Origin of the sequence: Ahrensia sp. R2A130 (assembly GCF_000179775.1) — a bacterium.
Lineage (GTDB): Bacteria > Pseudomonadota > Alphaproteobacteria > Rhizobiales > Rhizobiaceae > Pseudahrensia.
In genome coordinates this window covers 316,676-328,668 of the sequence record NZ_AEEB01000017.1, presented here as the reverse complement: position 1 = coordinate 328,668, position 11,993 = coordinate 316,676, and the positions used below count along the sequence as shown (strand labels likewise).

The following is an 11,993-nucleotide window of genomic DNA, read 5'->3' as shown; positions in this document are numbered from 1 at the left end:
TCTATTCCTTCAAATTTGCGAACTCGCCATGAACAGGATTCGTCGCGTTATGCCAAGCTGGAAGTGATGCGCGACGGGCTTAGCCGTCGGAATCTCGAACCGGCGGATGGGTATCGGTGAACGCGGCTTTCTGTTCGGCCGTCGCTTCGGTCTGATACAGACCCTTCCACTCGCCAAACGGCATCCCGTAAACGATCTCGCGCGCGCCGTCCTTATCCATGTCCATGCCGCGCTCATTTGCAGCCTCCATGTACCAGCGTGACAGGCAGTTACGGCAAAACCCTGACAGGTTCATCAGATCGATATTCTGCACATCCGTGCGCTCGCGCAGGTGATCACGCAACGCACGGAAGGCTGCAGCTTCGAGTTCGGTTGTCGTATCGGTCATAAGGTTCTTCCGGTTTAGCGGTTCACTCAAGCTGCCACTATGCGGTCGGAGCGAGAACCGTGATGTTGTATTTCATGCAGATGGGGATTGGCATTGGCGCTTTCCAGTTGCACGGCCAATCGGTCCGCCCATTCCTGTGCGCCCGCTTCATGCGAGCACAGGTCCTGCCGCACCTCGACCAAAGCATCAGCCAAGCCCCGCGACGTAGCGTGGCGATAAAGCGTATCGTTGGCCATTCCACCATCATAAGGCTGGTTGTCGCCGATCATGAGATCAGAATTACCTTGCAACCCGTCAATCATCGGGCGTGCCAGACGAGAATCTGCATCCCACAATATAGCACCGTGCCAAGGCCGCGCCTGTCCTTTCCAGAACGGAGTGAAGGTATGGATCGAAAAAATCATCGGCGGACGACCGGTTGCAATCGCAGTATCGATCGTACGTTCGATCAGTGCGTGATAGGGCGTGTAATAGCTGTCGATCCTGTGCTGAATCTCGGCAGCATCAATAGGGTGGTTTTGCGGAATGATAGCACCATCCGACAGACGCATTACCAATGTTGGATCATCAAGCCCCCTGTTGGGGTCGATCAGTAACCGTGAAAATGTCGAGAGGACGGCAGGGCAGCCGAGGCGTTCTGCCAGTCGCTCGGTTATCATTTCTGCACCCGGATCATAGGCGATGTGGCGCTCGAACTGCACCGGATCGAGACCAAGTGTTCCATACTCTGCTGGCAAGCCATTGCGGGCGTGGTCACACAGCAAAATCATGCCGGCTTCAGGGTCGCCCTCGATAAGGCGGCAGGGAGAGAATGAATTTGGTTGCGCATAGCTCATCAGCGGTTCTTGTCACAGCGTCTCGGGGGGTTCAATGGAGAGAAACCTGCTCACCCCTTTACCTTTGATCCATGTCCACACCAGACGCATCACCCTCCGGTAAAACCGCGCCGCTAGGCACCGGCACAGCGCTGTCGGCGCTGGTCGTCGGCGCGTGCTTCATGGGTATATCACCGGTCTTCGTGCGGTTGGCGGATGTCGGGCCATTTGCCAGCGCGTTCTGGCGGGTGGGACTTGCTCTGCCACTGCTTTTTGCATGGTCATGGTACGAAGGCCGACGCGACCCAACGGCCAAGCTCATGCCCATCAACAAGGCTGTTCTGGCAACGGGGCTGTTCTTCGCTGGTGATCTGTTTTTCTGGCATCTGGCGATTTTGAACACGACCATCGCAAATGCTACTCTGCTCACATGTCTTGCGCCCGTCTGGGTGGTGCTATTGTCCGGCGTTGCGATTGGAGAGCCGGTTCATCGCAACTCTTATATCGGCTTGGCGATGTGTCTCATAGGCGCTGGCATGGTGATCGGCTCCAGCTATAGTTTGGCGCCAGAACGATTGCTGGGTGATATTTACGGCCTGCTGACATCGGTTTTCTTCGGTCTCTATTTTCTCGCAGTTCGGGTAGCACGGCGCAGCTGTGGCGCAGGCGCCCTGACGTTTTCATCCACTTCGATCACAGCTGCCATCCTTCTGGTCGTTGCGCTGGCGCTTGAACCAACCCTATGGCCGGCCACCGCAACAGGACTGGCCGCTTTGCTGGCGCTGGGGCTTATCAGTCACACCGGGGGACAGGGACTTCTCGCTGTTGCCATGGGCAGCCTGTCAGCACAGTTCGGCTCGCTGGTCATTTTCATCGAAGCTTTGGCAGCAGCAGCTGTTGCATGGATCATCTTTTCAGAAGCGCTAACGCCGTTGCAGCTGGCCGGTGGCGCACTCATTCTTGCAGGTGTTTACGTGGCACGGCCAAGAGCGACTTAACCACCTTTATGCGCGTTGACACTTGGCCGGAGAGCAGGCAACACCAGAGCCTATGAATCGTTTGAAAAAACTCGTTATGACGGGCGCTGCCGGACTTGCATTGCAAGCTTTGGCCCCCCTTCCTGCGCGCGCAGATTTAAGCGTTTGCAACACTACAGAAAATCTTGTCGGCGTGTCCGTAGGCTACCGCGATAAGGAAATGTGGAAGAGCGAAGGTTGGTGGCGCATCCCTGCCGGAGATTGCGCAGCCGTTATCAAAGGTTCGCTCAACGCACGGTATTTCTATCTTCACGCAGAAGATTCTGTGACAGGCGGACAATGGCGCGGGCCAGTGTTCATGTGCACGTCGTCAAAAGAGTTCAACATCGAAGGCCTTGAGAACTGCTTTGCGCGCGGTCACGAGCGCACCGGATTTTTCGAGATCGACACCGGCAAACAAACCAATTGGCAGGTTAGGCTCAACCCCGGCCAAGCCCGCGCGCCGGGCAGTGACACGGGCAACGACATTGAAGAAAAGGCTCCAAGCCAATGAACCGCAATCGCCGCGTTAAAATTGTTGCCACTCTCGGTCCGGCTTCCAACACACAAGCGAAAATTCACGCGCTTGCGCTGGCTGGTGCTGACACGTTCCGCATCAACATGAGCCATGCCAGCCATGATCTGATGCGCCAAACGGTTCAACACATTCGCGCGGTCGAAGCTGAGCTAAAATTCCCCATCGGCATCATGGTCGATATTCAGGGGCCAAAGCACCGCCTCGGTACGTTTGAAAACGGTGAAATTGACGTTGTGCCGGGACATGTCATCACTCTTGATAGTGATCCGACGCCTGGCAACAGCGAACGCGTTCACCTGCCCCATCCTGAAATTCTTGAAGCTATGGAACCCGGCCACCGTTTGTTGGTGAATGACGGCAAGGTGCAGTTACAAGTTATCGAAACCGGCGATGGCTGGTCCAAAACCAAGGTGCTGTCCGGCACTTGGTTGGCAGACAAGAAGGGCGTGAACGTACCCGACTCAGACATCGACGCGGGCGTGCTGACTGAGAAAGATCGCAAAGATCTCGAGGCCGCGCTGAAAGAAGAGATCGACTGGATCGCGCTGTCCTTTATCCAGCGCCCTGAAGATCTGGCCGAACCGCGCAAAATCGTCGGTCGCAAAGCCGGTATTTTGTGCAAGATCGAAAAGCCGCAAGCGGTTGAACGGCTTGATGACATCATCGACCTTTCCGATGCCATAATGGTGGCTCGCGGCGATCTTGGCGTGGAAATGCCGCTGGAACTCGTACCGTCAATTCAGAAGAAAATGATCCGCAAATGCCGCCGCGCCGGCGTTCCGGTTGTGGTCGCCACGCAGATGCTGGAATCGATGATCCACTCGCCGGTTCCAACTCGTGCCGAGGTGTCCGACGTTGCAAACGCTGTCTACGAAGGCGCGGATGCCATCATGCTATCAGCTGAATCTGCGGCTGGCGACTATCCCGAAGATGCAGTTCGAACGATGAACTCGATCGCTGAGTCCATCGAGAAGGACAAAGGTTATGTCGACGTGATTGCAGGCCAACGCCCGCAGGCAGAATCGACCGGTGCAGATGCAATTTCTTTCGCGGCTGCGGAGATTGCCGACACGCTTAATCTCGCTGCTATCGTTTGCTTCACCGCCTCCGGTTCTACCGGCCTTCGCGCTGCACGTGTGCGGCCGGAAAAACCCATTCTTGCTCTATCGCCTGTCGCCACAACGGCCCGGCGGATGGCGATGCTATGGGGCACGAAATGCGTCATCACACCTGATTCCAACACATTGGAAGACGTTATCGACAAGGCCTGCCGCTGTGCCCACCGCGAGGGTTTGGCCAAGCCAGGCGAACGGATCATCATTTCAGTGGGTGTTCCACTTGGAACGCCGGGTTCAACCAATATGCTTCGCATCGCGTATATTAGCGAAGACGGTCAGGGCAGCCAGAATCGGGTTGCGAGCTAAGTTCTCGTTACCTGTTCAGTTGGTCAGGACCGGCTTCGCAAATGAGACTTTGTCTATTGCCTGAATAATTCGGTCAGTCGCGACGTAATCAGGTTTGTGGCCAACGCCGGGAAGAATGATGAGTTCAGCCCCTTCAATGTCACGCTCCAGACCGATGGAATGGATGGATGGCGCGACGATATCGTCAGTATCACCGGTTATAATAACCGTCGGCGCTTTGATCTCAGAATAACGCTTGGAAAATTCTGTTACGAAACCTTTCAGACCCGCCACGTCACGGGCGTTTGCGCGAAAGACAGAAGGCCTCAAGAACACAGGAATGGCAGCGTTTTCAACATAGCCTTGTGGAACCGCGTTTGGGTCGAAAACCGACTTTGTACCGGTTTCGAGTGCTGTCATTCCCACTGGCAATGACAGGGTTTCGGTGAACATATTCCCGATCACAGGGAGTGCCGCGATGGAGTAGTACCACGTAACGCCACCGGGCCACACGTGGGTCGCTGGCGCCAAGAAGACGAGACCCTGTACTTTTTCCGGATGCAGAACGCCGAGGGCAGCTGTGGATGCACTGCCAAGTGAATGCCCAACGATGACGGCGCGCTCAATGCCGAGTTGATCAAGCAAACCGGCGATCAAATCAGCCTGTTGTGCAGGTGTTTCGGCCTCGCCACGCTGCGAGTAACCATGACCCGGGCGATCAATGAACAGCATCCGTCGTGAGCCTTTGAGTTTAGCTTCAAACGCACCACGCTGGTCGTGCAGATTACCGGAAGCGCCGTGGAGAAAAACGACCGGCGGCTTCTCAGACGCCTCTGCCGGAACATCGAGATAATGCAGGCGAACACCCGCCACATCCGCAAACTCTCCAGCGGGCGGGTACTGCGCTTCGATCCGTTCAGCTTGAAAGCGCGTGTATCCAAAGGCTGCACCACCGACGACGAGCAGGAGCAATATAAAAATGGTCATAATTTTCAAAGGAGAAGAACCGATTAGCGTGTCTGTGTGTAGGAACGAGCGCTACGTCGTTCTGGTTCAAAAATCACTACAGATATGTGGGTAAAAGCAGAATTGATCGCACGTTAGATGCCGCTGCCCGCTAACTCTTCCTCCAGCCTAACCACCGCACGGCCTGCGCTGCGATTGGATGGGTAAACGCTGAGGACACGATACCAAGTTTGCAGTGCCTGCTTTTCATTGCCCAACTGTTCCAAAATAACGGCAAGGCCGGACAGCGCCCCGTAATGGCGTGGTTCAAGCGCCAAAACCTTCTCGATATCAGCAATCGATTTGCGGAAATCCTTTCGCTGGAAATGCAAAGTCGCGCGCTGATTCCATCCTTCGGCGTATTCCGGCCGTAAGACGATCACCTGATCGAGCAGATCGAGTGCAGCATCGAACTGTTTGCGGCCACTGGCAGCGCGTGCCCAGTGTGTGAGCAGATCGATAGATTTGCTGTTGGACGTTTGCCACTTTTCCCAAATCTGGGTGGAAATACGGTCTGCCAGTTTGTGGTCGCGTGTACGCTTCAACTGACCGAATAGACCATCAAGGTCTTTGGCGAATTCAAAGGCAGTTTTCGGCGGCGGCTTCTTTGCTTCCGGCTTCTCAACCTTCGGCAGCGGAATGCCGGTGTCGATGTCCCCGCTCGGATCAACTCCGGGGGCAAGCTGTGTTTCTTGCGCGAAAGCTGCATTGGCTCCTATTGCGGGAACCACGGAAAGCAAGACGGCAAATGTCAGTCGGACGAGCAAAAGCATGGAGACAAGACTAACCTTGTTCCCATGCCGGTCAATTCGAATTTTCGTGAACTGCCTGAGCAGCGGTGTCGCAGGCAGCAGCCTGCGCCCGGAACGCTTAGCCTTGGCGAGCTTTGAAGCGCGGGTTCACCTTGTTGATGATGTAAACGCGGCCCTTGCGGCGAACCAGGCGGTTAGCGCGGTGGCGGCCTTTAAGCGAGCGCAGGGAGTTTTTGACTTTCATCGTCTCGGTCCGTTCGTGTGGCAAACAAGCGGGTATGGCGCGAAACGCGCTGGCCTGCGAAAGTCTGCGGGAAATCTTGGTTTGATTTAGCGTCCGATAGATCAAAGTCAACCTCGTAAGGCGCAGTTCGAGGGCTTGAAGGCCGCCGTGGCGCAACTGCACCACAGCATGTCGCACAGTGTCGCAAGCGCGATGGTGCGTGGTCTTACCGCCATGATAATGCCAAATACGACAACGAGATGCAGCGCAGGGGAGCGCGCGCAGATCGGGCAGACCAGCCGCCTCGACGACAAGCCCCGCACGCAAACGACTGTAAGGACGTTGAACGATGACACCTTTCAATGCGCTAACGCTCGCCAAAGAGGCGCTTCGCGGCCAAAAGGGCTGGGAAAAGCAGTGGACCAACCCAGAGCCGAAATCGAAATATGATGTCATCATCATCGGCGCGGGCGGCCACGGCCTCGGCACTGCGTATTATCTTGCGAAAGAGCACGGCATCACGAACATCGCGGTGCTGGAAAAAGGCTGGCTCGGCGGCGGCAACACGGGCCGCAACACCACGATTATTCGTTCTAACTATCTCTACGACGAATCGGCGGGTCTTTATAATCACTCGTTGAACCTGTGGAAGACGCTGTCGCAGGAGCTGAACTACAATGTCATGTTCAGCCCGCGCGGTGTGATGATGCTGGCCCACAGCGTGCACGACGTGCAGTCGGCCCAGCGCCACATTCATGCCAACCGTCTGAACGGCGTCGACAACCAGTGGCTCACCCCGCAGCAGGCCAAGGAATACTGCCCGCCGCTCGATATTTCCAAAGACAGCCGCTACCCGGTTATGGGCGCAGCGCTGCAACGTTCCGGTGGTACGGCTCGCCACGACGCCGTAGCTTGGGGCTATGCGCGCAAGGCGTCTGCGCTTGGCGTGGACATCATTCAGAACTGCGAAGTCACCGGCATCAACCGTTCGCCGGACGGCAAGGTGACGGGCGTCGAAACCAATCGCGGCACAATCGGTGCCAAGAAAGTTGGCGTCGTCGCCGCCGGCCATACATCGGTGCTGATGGAAATGGCAGGCGTTCGCATGCCGCTGGAAAGCTATCCATTGCAGGCGCTGGTGTCCGAACCGGTGAAGCCCTGCTTCCCATGCGTGGTGATGAGCAACGCGGTTCACGCCTACATTTCGCAGTCCGACAAGGGCGAGTTGGTCATTGGCGCGGGTACGGACCAATACCTGTCCTATTCGCAGACCGGTTCGATGCACATTTTGCAGCACACACTGGATGCCATCGTTGAACTATACCCGATGTTCAGCCGCATGAAGATGCTGCGGACATGGGGCGGCATCGTGGACGTGACGCCGGACCGCTCACCGATTTTGAGCAAGACACCGGTGGGTGGCCTTTACGTAAACTGCGGCTGGGGCACCGGCGGCTTCAAGGCCACACCGGGCAGCGCGAACGTCTTTGCGCATACGATAGCCAATGACGCACCACACAAGATCAACGAAGGCTTCACGCTGGATCGCTTCCGGTCGGGACGCTTGATCGATGAGGCCGCAGCTGCGGCTGTGGCTCACTAATGGCTACGCCGGATCAAATAACAACACTTGCTCTGCTTGGCTTTTTGCTGAGCGCTGCATGCGCTGTTGTGTGGAAAATAAGTGAAAGACACATCGCTGTTGGCAAAATCGGTACAGCAAGTGAATTGCTGCGATCTACACACCAGATTTCTGGCGTGCTCGCAGTCTTCTTCGCAGGTTTGGCGCTTATGCTGATCGTCGCTTACTCGCTTTTCCGCACAGAGCTTCTTTGCGATTTGACCCGCTCCTGCGGGAACAGTGTAAGACTATGACAGAGTTGGAAGTAAGATAATGCTCCTAATCCATTGCCCCTATTGCGAAAAAGATTTGCCGGAGTTGGAGTTTGCCAATGCCGGACAGGCGCATATCGTGCGGCCTTCCGATATGTCGGAAATGCCCGATGAAGACTTCGAGGCGATGTTCTTCATTCGCGCCAACCCCAAGGGGGTGAACCTTGAGCGGTGGCGGCATGCCCATGGTTGCCAGCGGTTTTTCAACGCCATTCGTGACACGATCTCCGACAGGTTTCTGCGCGTTTACAAAGCGGGCGAACCGCGCCCCTCCGACGAGGAGCTGGCGAAGATCGTGGACGAGGTAAAGGCCATGCACGCCAAGGCGCGGGCTGATGGTGGCCCTGTTGTTGGCCTGAACGAAGTTGTGGAGACAGCGAAGTGACCCCGACCAAACCACAGCCCTACCGCATCGCCAAGCGCGGCCAATTGGCTGGCGCGCGCACCGTGTCGTTCACATTCGACGGCAAGACTTATGAAGGTCTCGCAGGCGAAACGCTTGCTTCCGCTTTGATGGCCAACGGCGTTCATCTGATGGGCCGTTCGTTCAAATATCACCGTCCGCGCGGCGTCATCGGCGCAGGCGTCGAAGAGCCATCGGCCTTGATGCAAATTTCCCGCGCAGGGCAAAACGACAAGGCGCGGACCGTGCCGAACGTTCGCGCTTCCGTGCAGGAAGTGTTCGACGGGCTGGAGGCGGAAAGCCAGAACCGCTGGCCCACCCTGCCCTTCGATATGGGCGCTGTGAACAACCTGATGTCGTCGCTGTTTTCAGCAGGCTTTTACTACAAGACCTTTAAATGGCCCCGTGCCGCTTGGGAGACGGTCTATGAGCCGTTCATTCGTGCGGCTGCCGGTCTCGGCAACGCGCCGGAACGCGCCGACCCCGACCGCTACACCAACCGCTTCGCCCATTGCGATGTGCTGATCGTCGGCGGTGGCGCTGCCGGTCTTGCTGCAGCCTGCGCTGCCGCAGCGCAGAAGCGGGACGTCATTCTGGTCGATGAGAATCCTGAGCTCGGCGGCTGGCTGCTGTCGGACACCGACATTCGCATCGATGGCCGCACGGGCCATGAATGGGTTGCGGAGCGTGTTGCAGAATTGAAGGCCGCCAAGAATGTGCGCGTGCTGACACGCACCACAGGCTTCGGTTATTTCCAGCAGAACATGGTGGCGCTGAACGAGCGGCTGACCGACCACCTTTCCCGTCCGGACATTGATATGCCGCGCGAACGGCTGTGGCAGATTCGCGCCAAGCAGGTCGTGTTGGCGCAGGGTGGCATCGAGCGCCACATGGTGTTCCCCGGAAACGACCGCCCCGGCATCGTTTTGGCCGGTGCTGCGCAAACATGGCTGAACCGCTACGGCGTGATCGTCGGCACCCGCATCGGCGTCTTCACCGCCTGCGACAGCGCCTATGCCGCCGCCTTCGATCTGGCGGAAGAAGGCGTCGAGGTCGCTGCGATCATCGAACATCGCGACACGATTTCCGACGACATTCGCAAGCAGGCTGAGGAATTCGGCATTCCGATTCTCACCGGCCACCACATCACCAACACCACCGGTCGCCTGCGGGTGAACGGTATGTCGGCCAAGCCGCACGGTGATGGTGGCAAGGAGCAGGACTTCGAAATCGACGCGCTGCTGATGAGCGCCGGTTGGACGCCATCGCTGCATCTTTATTCCCAGTCGCGCGGCAAGCCCGCTTGGGACGAAGCAACGCAACGCTTCCTGCCCGGCAAGAGCCCGCAGGACTGCGTATCCATCGGCGGATGCAACGGTACTGATGATTTGAACGCCGTGTTGATGGAAGCGCTGGAAGCTGTGGGCAGCCAGCCCAAGCGCCACGACATCACCGACGATATTTCCTGCTCTGGCGGCATGATTGGCGCAACCGGCACGAGCGCCGATAAGGGCAAGGCCTTCGTCGATTACCAGAACGATGTGACCGCCAAAGACATATCGCTCGCCGTGCGCGAGGGCATGCATTCCATCGAGCATGTGAAGCGCTACACGACCAACGGCATGGCGACCGACCAGGGCAAGCTGTCCAACATGCACGGCCTCGCCATCGCGGCCACGAAGTTGGACAAGCCCATCCCCGCCGTCGGCCTCACCACATTCCGCGCGCCCTACACACCCACCACCTTCGGCTCCATCGTGGGCCAGGCCCGTGGGCCGCTGTTCGACCCGGTGCGCGAAACACCGATCCATCATTGGGCGGTGGAGAATGGCGCGGAATTCGAACCCGTCAGCCACTGGCAACGTGCATGGTACTTCCCGCAGGCAGGTGAAGACATGCACGAAGCCGTCGACCGCGAATGCCGCACGGTGCGCGAAACGGCAGGCGTGTTCGATGCCTCGACACTCGGCAAGATCGAGGTCGTGGGGCCGGATGCGGCAGCGTTTATGGACAAGCTCTACACCAACGGTTGGAGCAAGCTGAAACCGGGCCGTGCCAAATACGGCATCATGCTGCGCGAAGACGGGTTCATCTATGATGATGGCGTCGTCGGTCGCCTGTCGGAAAACCGCTTTCACGTCACCACAACCACCGGCGGTGCGCCGCGCGTGATGGTGCATATGGAAGACTATCTGCAGACCGAGTTTCCCGACATGCAGGTGTGGCTGACGTCCACCACCGAGCAATGGGCCACCATCGCGGTGCAAGGTCCGAAGGCCCGTGAGATCATCGAACCGCTGGTTTCCGGTGCCGATATATCAGCTGAGAAGTTCGCCCATATGAGCGTTGTGGAATGCGAAGTCTGCGGCGTGCCCGCCCGCCTGTTCCGCATCTCGTTCACGGGCGAACTCGGCTTCGAGATCAACGTTCCTGCCGACTATGGCCGCGCCGTATGGGAGGCTGTATGGGCACGCGCCGAACCGCTGGGCGCATGTGTTTATGGCACCGAAGCGATGCACGTTTTGCGCGCCGAGAAGGGCTACATCATCGTCGGTCAGGACACCGACGGTACCGTCACCCCGCACGACGCTGGCCTCTCTTGGGCCATTTCCAAGATCAAGCCAGACTATGTCGGCAAACGCGGTCTGTTGCGTTCCGACCTCGTGAAGGATGGCCGTCGCCAGCTGATCGGGTTGAAGACGAAAGACCCGACCAAGGTGCTGCAGGAAGGCGCGCAAATCGTTGCCGACCCGAACCAACCGATCCCGATGAAGATGCTCGGTTTCGTCACATCATCCTACTGGTCCGGCACGCTCGGTCACTCCGTGGCGATGGCGCTGGTCGAAGGCGGTTTCGACCGTATAGGCGAGACGCTCTATGTGCCGATGGAAGACGAGACCATCGAAGTCGAAGTGACAGGTTCCGTTTTCTATGACCCGAAGGGGGAGAAGCTTGATGGCTAAAGCAGCAACGACTATTCGTGCTACCCGCGACAACCCGGTGAACAACAAGCGCATCGCTAGCGATGGCGTTTTGGTGGAAACAGCGCCTGACGCTTCGCGACTTGCGCTTCGCGCCACAAAACGAGGTGCAACAAATTTCCAGAAATCGCTGAGTGTAACGCTGCCTCGTAAGATCGGCACCAGCGAATCTAAAGCCGGTGTCACCGCCATGTGCCTGGGGCAGGACGAATGGCTGATCGTTGATATGAAGAAGCCGGACGACAGCATGGTTCCCAAATCGGAAAGCAAAGAAATCTCTGCAACGGACGTCTCGCACCGCAATGTAGCGTTTACCGTATCCGGCACCAACGCTGCCGATTGCCTAAACGCTGGCTGCCCTCGAGACCTTTCACTTGCAGCCTTTCCGAAGGGTTCGGCAGCCCGCACCGTAATTGGCAAGACAGAAGTCGTTATCCACCGCCCCGCCAACGACACATTCAGCGTAGAGTGCTGGCGTTCGTTCGCGCCTTATCTCTTCGCATTCCTGAAGGATGCGGCGCGGGATGCTGCGCTCTAGAAACACAAGTGTGGACGCGGCAAGTGTGGTGCCTTAGA

12 protein-coding genes are annotated in these 11,993 nt (G+C 57.6%); 7 read left to right on the top strand and 5 right to left on the bottom strand.

Annotated features, from left to right (window positions below):
• Positions 1–79 precede the first annotated feature (79 nt).
• Complete coding sequence (locus R2A130_RS10770) at positions 80–388, bottom strand: DUF1244 domain-containing protein (RefSeq protein WP_009758079.1); 309 nt, start codon at positions 386–388, stop codon at positions 80–82.
• 26 nt (positions 389–414) lie between these two features.
• Positions 415–1,224, bottom strand: coding sequence for an N-formylglutamate amidohydrolase (locus R2A130_RS10765; RefSeq protein ID WP_009758078.1), 810 nt, complete (start codon positions 1,222–1,224; stop codon positions 415–417).
• 71 nt (positions 1,225–1,295) lie between these two features.
• Between R2A130_RS10765 and R2A130_RS10760 the strand changes: the two genes are divergently transcribed.
• The 3 genes from R2A130_RS10760 to pyk are packed head-to-tail and all read left to right on the top strand — an operon-like array spanning position 1,296 to position 4,181.
• The gene (locus R2A130_RS10760) at positions 1,296–2,201 is read left to right on the top strand and encodes a DMT family transporter (RefSeq protein ID WP_009758077.1); all 906 of its coding nucleotides are present in this window, start codon (positions 1,296–1,298) and stop codon (positions 2,199–2,201) included.
• Between the two features lie 52 nt (positions 2,202–2,253).
• On the top strand, positions 2,254–2,733 hold the full coding sequence (locus R2A130_RS10755; protein ID WP_009758076.1) for a DUF1036 domain-containing protein: 480 nt from the start codon (positions 2,254–2,256) through the stop codon (positions 2,731–2,733).
• On the top strand, positions 2,730–4,181 hold the full coding sequence (gene pyk / locus R2A130_RS10750; protein ID WP_009758075.1) for a pyruvate kinase: 1,452 nt from the start codon (positions 2,730–2,732) through the stop codon (positions 4,179–4,181). Before R2A130_RS10755 ends, pyk begins: the two co-directional genes overlap by 4 nt.
• Before the next feature lie 15 nt (positions 4,182–4,196).
• Here pyk and R2A130_RS10745 read toward each other — a convergent pair whose 3' ends face one another.
• The 3 genes from R2A130_RS10745 to ykgO form a co-directional block, all read right to left on the bottom strand.
• Positions 4,197–5,147, bottom strand: a complete 951-nt coding sequence (locus tag R2A130_RS10745; protein WP_009758074.1) for an alpha/beta fold hydrolase — start codon at positions 5,145–5,147, stop codon at positions 4,197–4,199.
• A 113-nt stretch (positions 5,148–5,260) separates the two neighbouring features.
• Complete coding sequence (locus R2A130_RS10740; RefSeq protein ID WP_009758073.1) at positions 5,261–5,938, bottom strand: tetratricopeptide repeat protein; 678 nt, start codon at positions 5,936–5,938, stop codon at positions 5,261–5,263.
• 97 nt (positions 5,939–6,035) lie between these two features.
• On the bottom strand, positions 6,036–6,161 hold the full coding sequence (gene ykgO, locus R2A130_RS10735) for a type B 50S ribosomal protein L36 (protein WP_009758072.1): 126 nt from the start codon (positions 6,159–6,161) through the stop codon (positions 6,036–6,038).
• Positions 6,162–6,489: 328 nt separating this feature from the next.
• On the opposite strand from ykgO, the gene R2A130_RS10730 reads away from it, so the two are divergent.
• The 4 genes from R2A130_RS10730 (at position 6,490) to R2A130_RS10710 (ending at position 11,955) form a co-directional block, all read left to right on the top strand.
• A complete protein-coding gene (locus R2A130_RS10730) occupies positions 6,490–7,743 on the top strand; it encodes a sarcosine oxidase subunit beta family protein (protein ID WP_009758071.1) in 1,254 nt (417 codons plus the stop codon).
• A gap of 291 nt (positions 7,744–8,034) precedes the next feature.
• On the top strand, positions 8,035–8,418 hold the full coding sequence (locus R2A130_RS10720) for a sarcosine oxidase subunit delta (protein ID WP_009758069.1): 384 nt from the start codon (positions 8,035–8,037) through the stop codon (positions 8,416–8,418).
• Complete coding sequence (locus R2A130_RS10715; RefSeq protein ID WP_009758068.1) at positions 8,415–11,399, top strand: sarcosine oxidase subunit alpha; 2,985 nt, start codon at positions 8,415–8,417, stop codon at positions 11,397–11,399. The genes R2A130_RS10720 and R2A130_RS10715 overlap by 4 nt, the downstream gene beginning before the upstream one ends.
• Positions 11,392–11,955 carry a sarcosine oxidase subunit gamma gene (locus R2A130_RS10710; protein WP_009758067.1) on the top strand — a complete coding sequence of 188 codons (564 nt, stop codon included), beginning with the start codon at positions 11,392–11,394 and terminating at the stop codon, positions 11,953–11,955. The genes R2A130_RS10715 and R2A130_RS10710 overlap by 8 nt, the downstream gene beginning before the upstream one ends.
• Positions 11,956–11,993: the final 38 nt, after the last annotated feature.

Excerpts from the sequence above, each read along its gene's own strand:
- R2A130_RS10770 (WP_009758079.1), bottom strand. The coding sequence starts at position 388 with ATGACCGATACGACAACCGAACTCGAAGCTGCAGCCTTCCGTGCGTTG.
- R2A130_RS10765 (WP_009758078.1), bottom strand. The coding sequence starts at position 1,224 with ATGAGCTATGCGCAACCAAATTCATTCTCTCCCTGCCGCCTTATCGAG.
- R2A130_RS10760 (WP_009758077.1), top strand. The coding sequence starts at position 1,296 with ATGTCCACACCAGACGCATCACCCTCCGGTAAAACCGCGCCGCTAGGC.
- R2A130_RS10755 (WP_009758076.1), top strand. The coding sequence starts at position 2,254 with ATGAATCGTTTGAAAAAACTCGTTATGACGGGCGCTGCCGGACTTGCA.
- pyk (WP_009758075.1), top strand. The coding sequence starts at position 2,730 with ATGAACCGCAATCGCCGCGTTAAAATTGTTGCCACTCTCGGTCCGGCT.
- R2A130_RS10745 (WP_009758074.1), bottom strand. The coding sequence starts at position 5,147 with ATGACCATTTTTATATTGCTCCTGCTCGTCGTCGGTGGTGCAGCCTTT.
- R2A130_RS10740 (WP_009758073.1), bottom strand. The coding sequence starts at position 5,938 with ATGCTTTTGCTCGTCCGACTGACATTTGCCGTCTTGCTTTCCGTGGTT.
- ykgO (WP_009758072.1), bottom strand. The coding sequence starts at position 6,161 with ATGAAAGTCAAAAACTCCCTGCGCTCGCTTAAAGGCCGCCACCGCGCT.
- R2A130_RS10730 (WP_009758071.1), top strand. The coding sequence starts at position 6,490 with ATGACACCTTTCAATGCGCTAACGCTCGCCAAAGAGGCGCTTCGCGGC.
- R2A130_RS10720 (WP_009758069.1), top strand. The coding sequence starts at position 8,035 with ATGCTCCTAATCCATTGCCCCTATTGCGAAAAAGATTTGCCGGAGTTG.
- R2A130_RS10710 (WP_009758067.1), top strand. The coding sequence starts at position 11,392 with ATGGCTAAAGCAGCAACGACTATTCGTGCTACCCGCGACAACCCGGTG.